The 17,950-nt window shown below is 42.0% G+C and carries 16 protein-coding genes; 13 read left to right on the top strand and 3 right to left on the bottom strand.

The features are described 5' to 3' along the window. The first annotated feature begins 16 nt into the window (after positions 1-16). Positions 17-3,664: a dynamin family protein gene (locus tag EDD68_RS03845; RefSeq protein WP_132370926.1), complete on the top strand. Its 3,648-nt coding sequence runs from the start codon at positions 17-19 to the stop codon at positions 3,662-3,664. Between the two features lie 82 nt (positions 3,665-3,746). On the opposite strand, the gene EDD68_RS03840 is transcribed toward EDD68_RS03845, so the two are convergent. Further along, complete coding sequence (locus tag EDD68_RS03840; protein ID WP_132370925.1) at positions 3,747-4,532, bottom strand: histidinol-phosphatase HisJ family protein; 786 nt, start codon at positions 4,530-4,532, stop codon at positions 3,747-3,749. A 180-nt stretch (positions 4,533-4,712) separates the two neighbouring features. Between EDD68_RS03840 and hisZ the strand changes: the two genes are divergently transcribed. The 9 genes from hisZ to hisC are packed head-to-tail and all read left to right on the top strand — an operon-like array spanning position 4,713 to position 12,391. Next, positions 4,713-5,984, top strand: a complete 1,272-nt coding sequence (hisZ, locus tag EDD68_RS03835) for an ATP phosphoribosyltransferase regulatory subunit (RefSeq protein ID WP_207902534.1) — start codon at positions 4,713-4,715, stop codon at positions 5,982-5,984. Positions 5,985-5,995: 11 nt separating this feature from the next. After that, positions 5,996-6,661, top strand: a complete 666-nt coding sequence (gene hisG, locus EDD68_RS03830; protein WP_132370923.1) for an ATP phosphoribosyltransferase — start codon at positions 5,996-5,998, stop codon at positions 6,659-6,661. Continuing rightward, a complete protein-coding gene (hisD, locus tag EDD68_RS03825) occupies positions 6,642-7,928 on the top strand; it encodes a histidinol dehydrogenase (protein ID WP_132371096.1) in 1,287 nt (428 codons plus the stop codon). Before hisG ends, hisD begins: the two co-directional genes overlap by 20 nt. 41 nt (positions 7,929-7,969) lie before the next feature. Then, positions 7,970-8,554: an imidazoleglycerol-phosphate dehydratase HisB gene (hisB, locus tag EDD68_RS03820; RefSeq protein ID WP_132370922.1), complete on the top strand. Its 585-nt coding sequence runs from the start codon at positions 7,970-7,972 to the stop codon at positions 8,552-8,554. 36 nt (positions 8,555-8,590) lie between these two features. After that, positions 8,591-9,202 carry an imidazole glycerol phosphate synthase subunit HisH gene (hisH, locus tag EDD68_RS03815; RefSeq protein WP_132370921.1) on the top strand — a complete coding sequence of 204 codons (612 nt, stop codon included), beginning with the start codon at positions 8,591-8,593 and terminating at the stop codon, positions 9,200-9,202. After that, positions 9,199-9,906, top strand: a complete 708-nt coding sequence (hisA, locus tag EDD68_RS03810; protein ID WP_132370920.1) for a 1-(5-phosphoribosyl)-5-[(5-phosphoribosylamino)methylideneamino]imidazole-4-carboxamide isomerase — start codon at positions 9,199-9,201, stop codon at positions 9,904-9,906. The genes hisH and hisA overlap by 4 nt, the downstream gene beginning before the upstream one ends. 3 nt (positions 9,907-9,909) lie before the next feature. Next, the gene (gene hisF, locus EDD68_RS03805) at positions 9,910-10,671 is read left to right on the top strand and encodes an imidazole glycerol phosphate synthase subunit HisF (protein WP_132370919.1); all 762 of its coding nucleotides are present in this window, start codon (positions 9,910-9,912) and stop codon (positions 10,669-10,671) included. Then, positions 10,671-11,333 carry a bifunctional phosphoribosyl-AMP cyclohydrolase/phosphoribosyl-ATP diphosphatase HisIE gene (gene hisIE, locus EDD68_RS03800; protein ID WP_132370918.1) on the top strand — a complete coding sequence of 221 codons (663 nt, stop codon included), beginning with the start codon at positions 10,671-10,673 and terminating at the stop codon, positions 11,331-11,333. Before hisF ends, hisIE begins: the two co-directional genes overlap by 1 nt. Positions 11,334-11,335: 2 nt before the next feature. After that, complete coding sequence (hisC, locus tag EDD68_RS03795) at positions 11,336-12,391, top strand: histidinol-phosphate transaminase (RefSeq protein ID WP_132370917.1); 1,056 nt, start codon at positions 11,336-11,338, stop codon at positions 12,389-12,391. Positions 12,392-12,672: 281 nt separating this feature from the next. Here hisC and splB read toward each other — a convergent pair whose 3' ends face one another. Both splB and EDD68_RS03785 read right to left on the bottom strand, forming a co-directional pair. Further along, complete coding sequence (gene splB, locus EDD68_RS03790) at positions 12,673-13,698, bottom strand: spore photoproduct lyase (RefSeq protein WP_132371095.1); 1,026 nt, start codon at positions 13,696-13,698, stop codon at positions 12,673-12,675. A gap of 55 nt (positions 13,699-13,753) precedes the next feature. Further along, a complete protein-coding gene (locus EDD68_RS03785) occupies positions 13,754-13,948 on the bottom strand; it encodes a hypothetical protein (RefSeq protein ID WP_132370916.1) in 195 nt (64 codons plus the stop codon). A 163-nt stretch (positions 13,949-14,111) separates the two neighbouring features. Between EDD68_RS03785 and EDD68_RS03780 the strand changes: the two genes are divergently transcribed. The 3 genes from EDD68_RS03780 to EDD68_RS03770 all read left to right on the top strand — a co-directional run bounded on the left by EDD68_RS03780 (position 14,112) and on the right by EDD68_RS03770 (position 17,942). Next, a complete protein-coding gene (locus EDD68_RS03780) occupies positions 14,112-15,488 on the top strand; it encodes an aspartate aminotransferase family protein (protein ID WP_132370915.1) in 1,377 nt (458 codons plus the stop codon). A 10-nt stretch (positions 15,489-15,498) separates the two neighbouring features. Then, entirely contained in the window at positions 15,499-16,353 is an 855-nt protein-coding gene (locus tag EDD68_RS03775) for a MurR/RpiR family transcriptional regulator (RefSeq protein WP_132370914.1), read from the top strand. Positions 16,354-16,478: 125 nt separating this feature from the next. Next, positions 16,479-17,942: a spore germination protein gene (locus EDD68_RS03770; protein ID WP_165902052.1), complete on the top strand. Its 1,464-nt coding sequence runs from the start codon at positions 16,479-16,481 to the stop codon at positions 17,940-17,942. Positions 17,943-17,950 lie beyond the last annotated feature (8 nt).

Raw genomic sequence — 17,950 nt, 5'->3', positions numbered from 1 at the left:
AAGGGGAAAAGATGGAATGACGCTTACAAAGGAAACCGCATTGCAGGATGTAACCATACATCATCTGACAAAACTATATGAAGAATTCAAGAAAGATGGCAATGAGACTCAGGCCGGACAGATCATTGATTTACTTAAAAAAATCAAAACCAGCGAACTGGTCATTGGATTTTCCGGACACTTTTCAGCAGGAAAATCAACGATGATCAATCAGCTGCTGGGAGAGGACATATTGCCGTCAAGCCCAATTCCAACGAGTGCCAATATTGTAAAAATAAAAAAGGGAGCAGGATTTGCCCGAATCTATTATACAGAAGAAGGACCAGTTGATTATGAGGAGCCATATAATCTGGAGTCCCTGAAAGATTTCTGCAAAGATGGGGATTCCATATACAGAATTGATATACACCATTCTGCACTATCGCTTCCCGATGGGATCGCCATTATTGATACACCCGGGATCGACTCTGCCAATGATGCCGATCGGGTCATGACTGAATCAAACATGCATGTCATCGATATTCTGTTTTATGTCATGGATTATAATCATGTCCAGTCAGAAGTGAATCTATCATTCCTATTAGAAATGACCAGAAAGAAAAAACCGATTTACATTGTCGTAAACCAGATTGATAAACACCAGGACCATGAGCTTTCATTTGAAAGTTTTAAGTCCAGTCTCATGGAAACGTTGCAAAAATGGAATATTTCTTATGAGGGCATTTTTTTTACAACCCTGAAACAGGCTGGTCATCCTTACAATGAATATGAAGCTTTGAAAACGAAGATCCATCAGCTGTTTGAGACAAAAGATCAATGGATCCGGCCTACGATCGCGAACGCTGCTCGGAGTCTAATTGAGGATCATATCAAGCATTACGAACAATCATTTGAAAAGGAAATAAACCAACTATCAGACCAAATCCAGAGCCTGAAAGCAGATCAAACGAATGATCAGAATGTGAAAGAACTGCAGGATGCCATCAGAAAGCTGAAAGAAACAGGAGAAAAGCTCGAACTCGAATTTCGTGAGGAACTACAGAATATGTTAAAAAATGCTTATCTCATGCCATTTGATGTTCGGGAACAGGCAAAGCACTATTTGGAGTCCATGCAGCAGGGCTTTAAAGTCGGTTTGTTTTTTTCAGGGAAGAAAACGGCAGAAGAACAGAAAAGACGCCTGGATGAGTTTTACCAGTCACTTGTTAAACAGGCGGAATCTCAGATTCAGTGGCATATCCGTGACTGGTTTGTTCAAAAATCCAAAGAATTTCAGATTTATGACGATACGTTTTCCAAACAGATCCAGCAGTTTGCCGTCGTTTATGATAAGGAAAGACTCAAGCAGCTGGTCAAACCTGGAGCACAGGTTACCGGGGATTACGTACTCGTCTATACGAATGATGTCGCTGACGACATAAAAAATGTCTACAAGTTAGCTGCCCGTCATCTTTTGGACAAGCTTTTAACTATCGTAGAAGCACAAAATCAGAATAGTTTAAAAGAAAAAGAACAGGAACTGGCTAGAGAAATCGAGGCTGAACGTTACCAGAAGAGACTCGAGCAAATGGAACAAGAGCTCAAGAACAAAAACGAGAAATTACACAATTTGTTAAGCAAAGATATCACCTTATCCGGTGAAGAGATTAAGCTCATGGAAGCCGTCATCAATGAGCAAGAACATAACGCCAAAAAAGGAACATGGGAAGTCAAGGAGAAGCGGCTGGAAAATCATAGCGAGAATACCGGAAAAATTTCAGTCGAGGAAATGGATAACCATTCATTAACCGCAGAAGAGATGGTAGCGAGACTCAAGCAAGCTGAAGAACTGATGAACGGGCTGAATAGCTTTCCATCTCTTGTCGCTGATTTAAAGGATAAAAGGGAACGTCTCGTTTACAAACATTTCACCGTAGCTTTGTTTGGCGCTTTTAGTGCTGGAAAATCATCGTTTGCAAATGCTCTGTTAGGCAAATCGATTTTACCCGTATCTCCCAATCCTACTACAGCAGCTATAAATAAAATCAGTCCGCCTGATTCGGAGCACCCGGATCAGTCCGCCCGGGTGACATTAAAAACCGAAAACGATCTCTGGGATGACCTGAAGCTGGCGATGGATCATATTCCAGATTACGTGACCTGCATAGAAGAACTTCATGCATGGCTGGAAAAAACAGATCCGGTCCGAGCCGTTAAAAACCATGAACATGTGCACCTGTCCTTTTTGCAGGCGTTTGTAAAAGGTTACCCGAAAATGAGACCCTATATCGGAAAGGAAATACAGGTAAGCTTAACAGAAAGCAGGAGCTATATAGCAGATGAAGAAAAAGCGTGCTTTGTAGAATCCATTGAGCTTTATTACGACTGTGAACTTACCCGAAACAATATGACACTGGTTGATACACCGGGTGCTGACTCGATTCATGCGAGACATACCGATGTGTCCTTTGAATATATAAAAAATTCCGATGCCATTCTATTTGTCACTTATTACAATCACCCCTTTTCCCGGGCAGATCGAGAATTTTTAAAGCAACTTGGTCGGGTAAAAGATGTCTTTACCCTTGATAAAATGTTTTTCCTGGTCAATGCAGCGGACCTGGCTGAACATGAGGATGATTTGAACCTTGTTCTTTCTTATGTCGAAGGACAGCTGGCGATTCACGGCATTCGCAGTCCCAGAATTTACCCGGTCTCAAGCAAATGGGCGCTGGAAGGAAAGCGAGGAGATGAAACACGACTACACGCATCCAATATAAACACATTTGAACAGTCTTTTTACGAGTTCATCCAAAAGGATCTTACAGGATTGTTTATTCAATCAGCGATGCATGATGTACAGCGAACGTATCAGACCCTGACTCAATTTATTCAGTCAGCATCCCTGGATGAGCGGGAAAAAGTGCAGAGAAGGATCGTCTATCAGGAAAACCTGTCACTGATTACGGAAACAATCACTCAGTTTTCAGCTGATTCTTATGAGGGATTAGTGAAACATGAACTCAAGGAACTCGTGTATTATATCAAACAGCGGCTCTTTCTCGGCTTTTCGGATTTGTTTAAGGAATCTTTTCATCCGTCGGTCATTCAATCTGCAGGTAAAAAAGGCAGAGAAGAGGTGGCCGTTGCCTGTGAGGAGTTGCTTGGGCATATGAAAAAGCAGATCATACAAGAACTGCAGGCGACTACCTTGCGATTAGAGCGCTTTATCATTCAAAAGTTAGCGGATATGAATGAGGAGTTGCTGAAAAAGATTCAGGAAGTTGACCACAGTCTGTCCTTTTCCGGGATGAACGAACCGGATTTTCAGCCCATAACATTCCAGGCAATTCTTGAAAACGTCCAGGGGAATACCTTTAAAAGAATCTTTCGTTTTTATAAAAATCCGAAAACCTTTTTTGAAGAAAATGAAAAAGAGGTCATGAAGGAAGAGTTGAAGAAGGAGCTTGAACCCTATGTCATAGCCGAATTGGACCGGGAAGGTGAAAGGCTTACCGAACATTATGTCCAGGAGTGGCAGCAAAAAGTAGAGGAATTAAAAAATCAAAGAATATATGAAGTTCAGGAGTATGTGAACACTCTTTTGAAAAGTCTATCAGAACAAATCGATGTAGCCGAACTGAAGGATAAGAAGAAAAAGTTCGAACAGCTCATTTTATCCTAAATAACAGGCGCGTGATATCCTGATCCGTCATGAACAGGAATCACGCGTTTTTTTCAGTCCCGTTTGGGTAGCATCACTCGATTTATAGTTTATGAAAGATTGGTTTTTGCTTCTCATAGGTGGTGATGTACGTAAAGCCAATGTCTTTTAACTGTTCTACTGTTTTCTGGTACCCATAGCCGAGGGTATCCGGGGTATGAGAATCGGAACCGATTGTGATGATTTCTCCATTCAGATCTTTATATAGTCTGAGGATGTCCATGTCAGGCATTCCGCTTTCCAGACCGCTTCTGTAGCCTGACGTATTGACCTCAATTCCCTTTCCATCTGTGATCACGGTTTTTAAAATTTCTTCAATCACTTCAAGAAAATGATGAACATTCTGATCATACCGATACCGTTTGACTAGATCGAGATGACCGAGGACCGAATAATTTTTAAACGACTTTATACAGTAATATAGTTCCGTGTAATAGGTTTCATAGGCTTCATTCAGGGTCTTCCCTTCAAAAAATTTCCCGGAATGAAGATCGTAGCCTGCGGTTGAATGCATCGAACAAATGATGAAATCAAAGGATTCCTCGTTTAAGACTTCGTTATAGCGATCGATTAAATGGGGCTGGATCCCGATTTCAACTCCTTTTTTGATCGCAATTTCCTGCCCATAATGCTCCCTCATCTGATGGATGTGCTGATCATATGTTTGAAGGTCAAATTCGAAAATAAAATCAGGGTCCGGATAGTCAAAATCAATATGATCCGTAAAACATATCTCCATAATCCCTTTTTTTAACGCATTCTGGATCATTTTTTCCATTTGGATATCACAATCTGCAGAAAAATGACTGTGTACATGGTAATCAAACATGAGAAAATCTCCTTTCCAGCTGGTTCCATACTTCAACTCGTTCCTGGCCTTAAACATAAAAATAAAGAAACCAGTTGACTTTTTTCCCTTACCTAATATACAATACACTATAACTTCATCTTGATAAAGTGATAAATTGATAAATTGATAATATAATAAAGATGCGATAAAGGGCTGATGATGTTGATGAATAAAGCCTACCATGTTCCGGAGGGAGCAGCAAATCTCCAGGCCAATGAACTTGAATTAAAAGAAAATAAAATTTATGTGATCAATGAACTGTTTAGGCGGTACGGCTATCATCCGGTTGAAACGCCAAGCTTTGAGTATTATGACTTATTTTCCGAAATCGAAGGTACCATAGATGTGGATCAAATGATCAAACTCATTGACCAGAACGGAAAAATTCTTGTTTTGCGGCCGGATGCTACGATTCCGATTGCTCGGATTGCAGCTCAAAATAATGGACATCAACCTTATTATAAATTCTCTTATACCACAAACGTTTTTCGCATGAATGACAGTTTTCAGAGTCCCCAGAGCCGTGAATTTACCCAGTCTGGCGTTGAATTTTTTGGAAAAGAGGGTCTTGAAGCTGATCTGGAGGTCATCACACTGGCGGTGGAAACATTAAAAAGGGCGGATTTAGAGGATATTACCCTGGATATGGGCCAGGCAAAATTTTTCAAAGAATTTATGAAACATATTCAAATTTCCAGACAGGCTACCAATGAAATACAGAAGTTGATCGAACATAAAAATTTCTTTGAACTGGAAAAGAGATTAAGTCAATTAAATATAGAAAACAGGTTTAAAGAAATCATCCTTAAGTTTCCAAAGCTTTACGGGCAGCCCGAAGAAGTGTTCTCCAAAGCAGAGGAGCTTCTAATCAACGACGAGATGAAACAGGAACTGGATAAATTGAAAAATCTGTCCCGGATGCTGGTTGAACTTGGATATGAAAAATATCTTTCCATTGATCTCGGATTAATCAATCATTTGAATTATTATACCGGCATCATCTTTCAGGGGTATGTTCAGGGATATGGAAAACCTGTTGTGGTTGGAGGACGATATGATCATTTGGCGCGACAATTCGGAAGGGATCTCCCGGCTACCGGATTTGCCATTTATATCGATGCCTTGCTGGATGCCCAGCGAAATAGTCAAAACGCACCAATTCATGGAACGGATTTCTGCATTATGTTTCATGAGCGGAATATTAAAAATGGGATGAAAATTGCAAGTCTGCTCAGGGAACAGGGGTTAGTCGTTGAAACTGAGTTTTTAGAAAATGATCGATACGAAGATCACATCGCCAACAGAGAAGGTCGGAATATTCTTTATGAGCTGGCTGTTCTGGATGAAAAGCTGCACCTGGTTCAGCCAGATCGGACACACAAGACCTTTAAAGATGTTGAATCCTTCCTGCAAGATGTTCTGCAGAAATAGGAGGCCATAGGATGGATTATATGAATATAGCATTAGCAAAAGGACGTTTAGCCAGTGAGACCATGGATCTCTTACGTGAGATTGGCATTCAGTTTAACGGGTGGAGTGAAAATAGCAGAAAATTAATTTTCGAAGAACCGGTTCAGAAGTTGAAAGTCGTTCTTGTTAAAGCCAATGATGTCCCCACCTATGTGGAAAAGGGCGCAGCTGATATGGGGATTGTCGGAAAAGACACCTTGCTTGAAAAAGAAGCCGATGTCTATGAAATTATGGATCTCGGATTCGGAAAGTGCAAGTTTTCGGTAGCAGGATTGAACCAGATTCAATCTACCTCCTATCATAAATTGACGGTTGCGTCAAAATATCCAAAAGTGGCGAAGGATTATTTTTATAAAAAAGGAATTGCCGTCGATACAATCTACTTGAGTGGATCGGTTGAACTGGCACCTTTAATGGGACTATCGGACGTCATTGTTGATATCGTGGAAACCGGACGCACCCTGAAAGAAAATGGATTGAGAGTCATTGAGGATATAACAGATATCAGTGCCAGACTCATTGTCAATAAAGCCAGTTTTAAAACGAAATCCCATCGAATTCACCGGCTCGTTGAGGATATGAAACATGTGCTGGCAACAAAGGGGGAAGAGGATCATGATGAAGCTTATCAGAGTTGATGACAAACGAATGGATCAGATCGTATCGGCACATGTTAAAAGGGATTATGATCCTTATGAAGATATCGACCTGGCCGTGCAGAAAATCATCAATGATGTAAGGCAAAATGGAGACCAGGCATTGTTCAATTATACGAAACAGTTTGATGGAGTGACTCTTTCCTCGATTAAGGTTTCTGAAAGTGAAATCGAAGAAGCGCTCCGGCAGGTTTCTGAACAGGAAAAGGCGGTTTTACAAAAAGCAGCTGATAATATCAGACGTTTTCATGAGAAACAGTTAGAGAAGACCTGGCTGGATGATGGGACTCAAGGGATGATCCTCGGCCAGCTAATCAGGCCGATCGAACGGGCTGGTCTATACATTCCCGGCGGAAAAGCGGTCTACCCTTCATCCGTTTTAATGAATGCCATCCCGGCCAAAGTGGCTGGCGTAAAATATGTTGTCATGGTTACTCCTCCGGATCAGTCAGGAAGCGTTAGCCCCTATACACTGGCTGCTGCACAAATTGCAGGTGTAGATGAAATTCTGAAAGCAGGCGGGGCTCAGGCCATTGGTGCTCTGGCCTTTGGTACGGAGACAATCAACGCGGTCGACAAAATTGTTGGGCCGGGAAATATTTTTGTTGCTCGGGCTAAGCGGATGGTTTTTGGCCATGTGGATATTGACATGGTAGCCGGTCCGAGTGAAATTTGTATCATTGCTGAGAGCGGGGCGAATGCGAAATACATCGCTGCTGACCTTCTCTCACAGGCAGAACACGATGAAGAGGCAAGTGCGATATTGATCACAGACTCGCTGCCACTGGCAGAGGAAGTTCAGCAGGAAGTAATCCATCAGCTTGATCAGCTTGAACGCAAAGAAATTGCTGCCGCATCCATGCAAAACCATGGGAAAATTTTTATCGTTGATCATCTGGAATCGGCCTTTCAAATCGCCAATCAAATCGCTCCTGAACACCTGGAACTGATGATTTCTGAGCCAACACTCCATCTGGCAAAAGTCCGGCATGCTGGAGCGGTGTTTCTTGGAGAATACTCCCCTGAACCCCTTGGCGATTATTTTGCAGGACCCAATCACACCCTGCCGACCAGTGGAACAGCCAGATTTTCATCTCCCCTTGGTGTCTATGATTTTCTCAAGAAAACGAGTGTCATTCATTACAGCAGAGAACAACTATATCAGGCAAAGGGAGAAATTACGGCACTAGCGAGAATGGAAGGATTGACCGCCCATGAGAATGCCATCCATATTCGCTTTGACGATTAAAAACGGGCACAAAGGTTAAGATCAACGAAGGGGGAAAAATGATGCGAAAAGCGGATATTAGCAGGCAGACCACAGAAACAAACATTGAAGTAACATTCAACCTGGAAGAAGACAGGCAGCCCAAAATAGATACAGGAATTGGATTTTTTGACCATATGCTGACCCTGTTCGCCAGCCATGGACGGTTTGGCCTAACCGTCACGTGTGATGGTGATCTTTATGTCGATGATCACCATACCGTGGAAGATACAGGAATAGTGCTGGGACAGGCATTTCGGAAGGCCATTGGAACAAAAGAAGGGATCAGAAGATATGCAACTGCCTTTACACCGATGGATGAGTCCCTTTCCGTGGTATCCGTCGATATCAGCGGCAGGCCCTTTCTGCATTTTAATGCGGACATCCCTGTGGAAAAAGTTGGGAAGTTTGATACCCAGCTGGTGGAGGAATTTTTCCGTGCCTTTGTCAATCATTCGATGATTACGTTGCATATTAATGTGCAATATGGGACAAATGGACACCATATGATTGAATCCATTTTTAAAGGGTTTGGCAGGGCACTTTCTCAAGCAAGCAAAATAGACGGAGACCGAAAAGGTGTTCCTTCTACCAAAGGAATGCTGTAAGGAGTGCATTACATTTGATGGAAAGAGGAGAAACGGATGATTACGATTATTGATTACGGTGCGGGCAATTTGAAAAATGTCAAACATGCTTTCGGAAGACTCGGTGTTCAGGCAGAGATCCGTTCAGACCCAGATACATTGAAACAAAGCAGGGCACTTATTTTGCCTGGAGTAGGTGCCTTTAAGGACGCTATGGATACCCTGAGCAGGCTCAATCTCGTAGAACCGATTAAAGAACACGCCGATAAAGGAAAGCCTCTTCTCGGAATTTGCCTGGGCTACCAGCTGCTGTACGAAAAAAGTTTTGAAGACGGAGAATGGGATGGATTAGGAATACTTAAAGGGGAAGTGGTTCCATTTGCCCACGATCTCAAAGTGCCACATATGGGGTGGAATCAATTGATCAAAAATCCAAATCGGTCGGATCCGATGATGAAAAACATTGGCGATGAAGAGTATGTATACTTTGTCCATTCCTATTTTGTCAAACCGAAACAAGAGGACGAGACCCTGTTTTTCACAAAATACGGAATCCCTTTTTCTTCCGCATCGAGAAAAGAACATGTCATCGGCATGCAGTTCCACCCGGAAAAAAGCAGTGAAACCGGCATGAAATTACTGAAAAACTTTGTGGAGTTGATCCCATGATTATTTTTCCAGCCATAGATATTCGAAATGGAAAATGTGTACGTCTTATGCAGGGTCAATATGATCAAGAAGAGGTGTATGGGGACCCGGCAGAAATGGCCAAAAAATGGGCTAGCAAGGGAGGCGAATACTTGCATCTCGTCGATCTGGATGGGGCTTTAACAGGGAAAGCTGAAAATTTACCTGTGATACAATCGATTGTTCAGTCCGTCAATATACCTGTTCAAGTCGGAGGCGGGATCCGTTCCATCGAACAAATCGAAAGCTATCTTGATGCGGGAGTTCGGCGGGTGATCACTGGAACAAGCGCCCTGCAACACGAAAACTTTTTAAAACAAGCTATTCAACGTTTCTCAAGGAAACTTGCCGTATCCATAGATGCTAAAAATGGCTTTGTGGCAACGGATGGATGGACGAAAACAAGTAATGTACGAGCTGTTGATTTTGCCAGAAAACTGGAGGACCTTGGCCTGAAAACAATCATTTATACGGATATCGCGAAAGATGGGATGCTGTCGGGGCCAAATTTTCAGGAACTACAGGCGATCAATGAGGCTGTAAAGATGGATGTTATCGCTTCTGGAGGAATTACCACAAAAAAGGATATACAGACATTGAAACAGTATAACTTATATGGAGCGATTATCGGAAAGGCCCTGTATACCGGAAACATAGAACTGGAAGAAATGTTGAAGGAAGTGTAGCATATGCTGGCGAAACGAATCATACCCTGCCTCGACGTACGAAATGGACGAGTGGTAAAGGGGCAACAATTTAAAAATATCGTGGATGTCAATGATCCGGTCGTTCTGGCCAAACGGTACAGTGAGCTTGGTGCCGATGAACTGGTCTTTTATGACATTACAGCCTCTAACGAAGAACGGGATATTTTTCTGGATGTCGTCGAAAAAACCGCTGAAGAAGTACATATACCTTTTACAGTCGGCGGGGGCATTCGTACAATTGAAGATTTTCGAAAAGTATTAAAGGCTGGTGCAGACAAAGTTTCCATCAACAGTGCAGCTGTGAAGAATCCTGAGATCATCACGGAAGCCGCCAGAAAGTTTGGCCGCCAGTGTGTCGTTCTGTCCATTGATGCAAAGCAGACAGAAGATGGGAGCTGGCACGTGTTTATCAATGGGGGACGGGTCGATACCGAAATGGATGCAGGAGAGTGGGCCGTAAAAGGGGAACAACTGGGTGCCGGTGAAATTGTCCTGAATGCGATGGATACGGATGGAGTGAAAACCGGATACAGCGTTGATATTACAAAAGCGATTTCGGAACGTGTCCGTATTCCGGTTGTTGCTTCCGGGGGAGCGGGCAAAAAAGAACATTTTTTAGAAGTGCTCAAGAATGGCAAAGCGGATGCTGCTCTGGCCGCTTCTGTATTTCATTATGGAGACATTCAGATCAAGGACTTGAAACAATTTTTGTATGATAATGGCGTGGAAGTGAGGCGGGTATAATGGCGTTCGATATCAATGAATTGACATTTGATGAACAGGGACTGATTCCGGCAATTATTCAGGATATTTATTCTGGTAAGGTTTTAATGCTCGGATATATGAATAAAGAATCCCTAACCAAAACCCTGGAGACGAAAACCACCTGGTTTTATAGCCGCAGCAGGCAAAAGCTGTGGAACAAAGGGGAAACATCCGGACATATTCAGGATGTGAAACAAATTCAGTACGACTGTGACAGGGATACACTCCTTATACAGGTAGAACAAAAGGGAGTCGCCTGTCACACAGGAGAGAGAAGCTGTTTTTTCCGAAATCTATATACTCATCAAGATTATGAAACTTATAATCCCGATATTGTTTCGGATTTATATCAATATTTGCTGAACCGAAAGGTAAACCCCGAAGAAGGTTCGTATACGAGTTATTTATTCCGGGAAGGCCTTGATAAAATTCTGAAAAAAGTAGGCGAGGAAACCAGTGAAGTGATCATTGGAGCTAAAAATCATGATAAAAACGAACTGACTTATGAACTGTCCGATTTAATTTATCATTCCCTGGTGCTGATGGTAGAACAGGGAGTGAGCCCGAAAGATTTAAAGAAAGAGCTATCCAAAAGACACGCAGGTAATCAAAAGCCATCAAAAACGGAAGGCGAGGAATAACGTTGAGCAAATACTGGAGTCAACTGGTCAAACAGACCGACCCATATGTCCCGGGCGAGCAGCCTTCAACTTCCGATGTGATTAAATTGAATACGAATGAAAATCCATATCCTCCATCCCCAGAGGTCACACAGGCCATTTCACGGCAGCTGAATGACTCACTCCGCTTATACCCGCCGCCGTCAGTGGATGATTTGCGAGAAACCATCGGGGATTATTACGGAGTGAATAAAAATCAAGTATTTGTAGGTAATGGGTCAGATGAGGTTCTGGCTTTTTCTTTTATGGCTTTTTTTGATCCGGGAAAACCGGTTATGTTTCCCGATATTACGTATAGTTTTTACCCGGTATATGCCCGTTTGTTTCAGCTTGAAGCCAGAACCGTACCTCTTACCGATGATTTTTCCATTCCTGTTGAACCATTTTTTCATGCAAAAGGGGGAGTCATTTTCCCCAATCCGAATGCTCCCACAGGAAAATATTTAAATCTTGAGGCCATTGAACAAATATTGATTCATAATCCCGACAATGTGGTAATTGTAGATGAAGCGTATATTGATTTCGGTGGAGAATCAGCAATAAACCTGCTTGATCGTTATGATCAGCTTCTCGTCATTCAGACGATGTCGAAATCACGTTCACTTGCAGGACTTAGAGTTGGTTATGCCCTGGGACGCAACAATCTGATTGAAGGACTAAACAGGATCAAAAATTCGTTTAATTCCTATACGATTGACAGACTGGCTATCGCAGGTGCCCGGGCTTCTTTTCAGGATGAAGCTTACTTCCAAAAAACTCGTGCAAAGATTATCCGTACGAGAAATCGAGTCACTGATGAACTGAAACAGCTCGGGTTTAACGTGATTGACTCACAGGCTAATTTTATTTTTATAACCCACTCCGGAGTTAACGCAGGACAACTGTATCAACAATTAAAAGCAAACAATATATACGTCCGTTACTTTGACAGGCCCAGAATAAACCATTATCTAAGAGTCAGTATAGGAACCGATGAAGAAATGGACATTTTTTTAAATCAATTAAAAAACGTTTTGTAAAAAAAGAATGATGACAGGGGCCAAACTGAAAAAAATGAAGGATCCGAACAAAATGCAATGGATACATGAATGAGTTCGGATCCTTTTTCTCATTATACTTTGTCTTGTTACTTTGCTTTCCACGGACTCGTCCAGAGGGTTCCCGATCAGCTCATCCCCCTGCCTTCAGGACGTTCTCCTCTTACTATTCTCCAGGGGATCTTCCTATTTTTACCTCGTCCAAATAAGAATGCTTGTTTGCGTTTTTTTTGTCCATGTCTTTATGTCCATCCTCATTCGATTCATGTAAAATATTCGACTCTGGCATCTGGGAAGTAGTCGTGGACAAGTCCAGTAATATGATCCTTGATTTCCTGTGCCTGCATTTTTGGATAGACATACTTCACTCTTCCATATCGTCCGTATTTTTTCTGGCGTTCACTTTCTTCCATACGCAGTTGTGTATTCGGATAACGTTCCTGAATAATTTTTTTGGCGGTCATCGTATAACGGTGCTGAATCAATTCAAAGGTCAGATCATTTTCCGGTTTATATCGAAGTCTTTCCTTCAGTTTCTGAAACAGTGTTTCGTAATCGTTCATCCAGCCGTCGTATCGGATAATCGGTGCGACGATAAATCCGAGGGGATAACCGGCAGCAGCCACTTTGTTGGCTGCTGCCATTCTCCCGTCCATCCTTGAAGTCCCCGGCTCTAGATATTTGATGACATAATCGGTATTGATGCTGAAACGGAAGCGGGTATGTCCATTGTGTTCTGCATCCAGCAGGGAATCCACATGCTCAAACTTGGTGACAAAACGAAGCCGGCCGTTCGTTTGTTTTCCCATAAATTCAATGGCCCGTTTTAAAGATCCGGTGATATGCTCAACACCTACGATATCGGATGTACATGATGCGTCAAACCGGGTGATTTCAGGTTCACGCTCTTGAATATATTGTTCTGCTCGTTTTAAAATGTCATCGACGTTGACATAAACCCTGATATAAGGTTTTTTGCCGAGAGTCGTTTGCAGGTAGCAATAATGGCAGTGGGCCATGCACCCGGTTGCGAGGGGGAGGGCGTATTCAGCTGAAGGAAGGGATGGTTCAAACTTCAGGGACTTTTTTAGCCCTACCACAAGTGTACGTTTGGCATTACGATATTGCTGCAATGCTGTATCGCCAGGGATTCCACGTACTTGATTATGGGATGTAGTTTGCCTGACAGGAATATTTAATTTCCGATAATGCTCAACTAATGTTTCTCCAAGAGGGTAGTTCAATGAATCCGGTTCAAAAAATACCATATCGGGTACAAAGGGTTTCATATTTCCGTCCTCCACTATCTCATCAATGGCGATGAATGTGACACATGTCTGGGTATTATAAATGATTGTTTTGCTGTTTGATTTCATCCCCGGTCACCTGTTCATTGACCGCTTCTAAATCTTTATGGTCCTTGACAGAATCCCCGGGATACGCTTTCCTTCGGTCCGAATATATACCTGTTGCCTGAACATGATATTCCGGCTCTACCGGTGCATTCGTTTTCACTTCTTTCTTTTGATCATTTCTCATCTCTTTTCCTCCTTTTAATTATATCTTTTGCTTTTGATCCATAAATATTATGAAATAAATGTTTCGTAAAGGGTTGATAAATTGAACATAATCATTCATAATGTAATAAATATTTCATAAAATATAAATAAAGAAATGATTTATTTCATTTTTTAGGAGGAGAATGAACGTGGCAAAGGTGTATGAACCGGACCTTTATGGTCAAACCGGAAAGTCTGAGGAGCTGTATTTGCAGGCAAAAGAAGTTATTCCGGGTGGTGTGACAGCGAATATTAAATTTTTTGAGCCTCATCCCATTATGATGGAAAGAGGACAGGGAAGTAAACTGTATGATGTAGACGGCAATGAATATATTGATTATTTGCTTTGCTATGGTGCACTCATACTCGGTCATGGTCACAAGCGAGTATATGATGCGGTATTTCAGCAGATGAGAGAATCCGGAACGACGATTTTTGGTACCCCTCATGTTCTGGAAACCAAAATGGCACAAAAACTGGTGGAGATCATACCAGGGATTGAAATGGTGCGTTATACAAACTCGGGCCTTGAAGCAACGATGCTGGCAACCCGGATGGCTATCGCTTATACCGAAAAACCAAAAATCGCCAAATTCGAAGGTCATTACCACGGGGGAACAAACGAATTTTTACTCAGTGTGAATCCCGATCTGAGTGAAGCCGGATCGGAAACTGAACCTAAAGCAGTCCCGGAATCGAAAGGGATTCCTGATTATTTCAGACAGAACACCATCATTCTTCCATTTAATAATCTGGAAGCGACAGAGCAAATTTTGAGAAAACATAAGGATGAACTGGCTGCCGTCATCTTAGAACCGGTTCAGGCAGGATTTATTCCGGCCAATCCAGAATTTATTAAAGGCATTCGAACCATTACACAAGAACTCGGTATATTGCTCATATTCGATGAAGTCAAAACAGGATTTCGCATGTCAATGGGGGGCGCTCAAAAGGTTTATGACATCGTCCCGGATCTGACTGCGCTGGGTAAAGTGCTGGGCGGGGGATTTCCTGTCGGTGCTGTCGGCGGAAGAAAAGAAATCATGATGATCAGTGCCCCTGAAGACGGAAAGGATATTTTAACAACCGGAAGTAAAAACGGAAAAAAAGAAGTGTTGTTTCATAGCGGAACGTATAATGGGCATCCAACCGTTCTTGCTGCAGGTCTTGCTACCATTGAAGTTCTGGAAGAAGAAGGACAGATGGATCGCCTCATTTCAGCTACACACATGTTGAGAAATCAGCTGGAAATGGTATATGCTAAATATGGCTTTGACATGCAGACCGTTGGGATGGGCAGCATCTTTAATATTATGCTGACGAAAGAACCGATACAAAATTATCGAGATACAATAAAAGCAAACGCAAAAATCCGGAAAGAGATCGATCAAAAACTGCTTCGACTTGGCATATATACGAAACCGCTGAACCGTTATTCCATGTCAGTCGTCCATACAGGGGAGGATATTGCCCGTACGGTTGAAGCCCACGAAACCGTATTGAAACAACTGAGGAGGTAATGGAAATTTCATGAATCATATATACCGTTACATTGCAGAAAAAATTCCAGACATGAGCAAATCACAGGAAAAAATTGCGAAGTACATCCTGAAAAACCCGAATACCGTTCCGTTTTTAACCGTCGGGAAACTGGCCAGGATGGTTGGGGTCAGCCAGGCAACCGTCGTCCGGTTTGCCACCTTTCTTGGCTATTCAGGATTCCCTGAGTTTCAGCAGGATTTGCAGGATTCCCTAAAAAAGCAGATGACCACAACTGAACGTTTGCAGATGTCAGATATGATCTATAAGGGGAATAAGAGCGAAAAGATGATTGTCGAAATTTTTCAGGACGATATCACTAATATTCAGTCAACGATTGAGCAGCTTGACATTCCATCTTTTGAAAAAGCCGTCCAGGCACTGCTTGATGCGAGGAAAATTTATATCGTGGCGAATCGCAGCGCCATGTCACTGGGCATATTTCTTGAATATTATTTAAGAATCATGCTGGATAATGTGGAATTTATTACATCGTATGAATTGATATCAGAAAAATTTAACAACCTGAATAAAAAAGATGTAGTTGTGGGCATCAGTTTTCCAAGGTATACGAAAAGTACGGTGAACAGTTTTGCCTTTGCCAGGGAAAGGGGAGCAACAACCATTGCCATTACCGATAATCTTTTGTCACCTCTCATTCCGAACGCCGACATCCCATTAACCGCATCAAGCCGTATGCCATCATTTATTGATTCCTTTGTGGCACCTTTGAGTCTGTTAAACGCATTGATATCCCAGATCGGACGGAGCAAAAAAGTCGATATCAGCAAAAAATTAGATGAGCTTGAAAACATGTGGGAACATTTTGATATTTTCTATCAGTGAATCAATTATGAAACCTCTGCTGGTAAATCAGCAGAGGTTTTTTAGTGGAAAAAACATTCATAATTTCGTTCAGATACAGAAAGAATAAATGAGGAATAATGACTCTTGCTTTCGGAGTGGTGTGCTTGAAACAGACAAAGTCAATAGATGAGCAAATGAAAGAGATTTTTAACCAGTTTGGAAACACGCAAGATCTTTCATCAAGAAGTTTTGAAACATTAACGGGACAGAAAGGGGCTCTAATATACTTCAATAACATCACTGATCCTAAAGAAATTAATGAAGTGATTTTTCCATGGATTGATGAACAGGGAAAAGAAAAACAGTTAAACAGCCAGCGGATTCAAGAAACCTTTCTCATAAGAGATGTCCAAATAACAGAAGATATACAGATAATCGTTGATAACCTACTTCAGGGGCATGTTGTGCTTCTTTTAGAAAGAGATTCTGCGTATTGTATTTTTCAGGCAGAGAAATTTCCATTCCGAAACCCGGAACAGCCGACAGTGGAAACAACTGTTAAGGGGACAAAAGAAGGATATGTAGAATCCCTTTCGGTAAACATCGGTCTGCTGAGAAGGTATGTACAGGATAAAAATTTTCGCGTAGAGCATATGGAAGTTGGTGCTCTGACAAAGACAAAAGTGGCTATCGTTTATCTTGAACACATTCATCTTCCTGAGGTCCTCGAAGAAGTGAAGCAGCGTCTCAAAGAGATTGAAACAGATAGCATTCTCTCATCTAGTGAACTGAAACAATGGCTGGAAGATAATGAATGGTCCATTTTTCCGTTATCCCGAATAACTGAAAGACCAGATTCCACTGCGCAATCAATTAATGACGGAAAGATAGCGATATTGACGCAGAATTCACCATTTGCCATTCTCATACCATTCACCTTTTTTGAGACGATTCAGAATATGGATGACTACTATGAAAAGTGGTATGTCAGTTCCATGATCCGACTGGTGAGGGTTTTTGCCTTTTTTATCAGTATTTTTCTGCCAGGCCTATATATCGCTCTTATACACTATAACCCGGGACTGATTCCTTCTGATTTATTGGTTTCCATAGCTCAATCTCGAACACAGGTGCCTTTTCCGGTTATCTGGGAACTATTATTAATGGAATTAACGATTGAAATTTTTCGGGAAGCAGGTATACGTCTCCCCAAACCACTCGGCCAAACGGTAGGTATCGTTGGTGGAATTGTGATCGGTGAATCCGCTGTCCAGGCAAATCTGGTCAGCCCCATCACATTAATTGTTGTGGCGATTACGACAATGGCATCATTCAGCTCCCCACAATATTCGATGGCTTATTCGTTTCGTCTTTTGCGTTTTTTGCTTGTAGCTGCAGCGGGATTTCTTGGACTATATGGTTTTGTACTTGGGACAATGGTTTTGACTGTTCATTTAGCCAGTCAGAAAAGTTTTGGAATTCCATACTTAACTCCATTTGCCCCGACCAGTTACAGAAACTGGATTGATCAGTTTTTGTTGTTTCCTCTCCGCTGGAGAACAGTCAAACCATCCTATCTGTCCAGAAAAAAAAGTAAAGGGGACTGGAAACCGCTTAAAAGAGGTTAGGTGAAAAA

Source organism: Melghiribacillus thermohalophilus (genome assembly GCF_004342905.1).
Classification (GTDB): Bacteria; Bacillota; Bacilli; order Bacillales; family Alkalibacillaceae; genus Melghiribacillus; species Melghiribacillus thermohalophilus.
The sequence above is the reverse complement of the archived record's forward strand: the minus strand, read 5'-3'. Positions and strand labels throughout refer to the sequence as shown.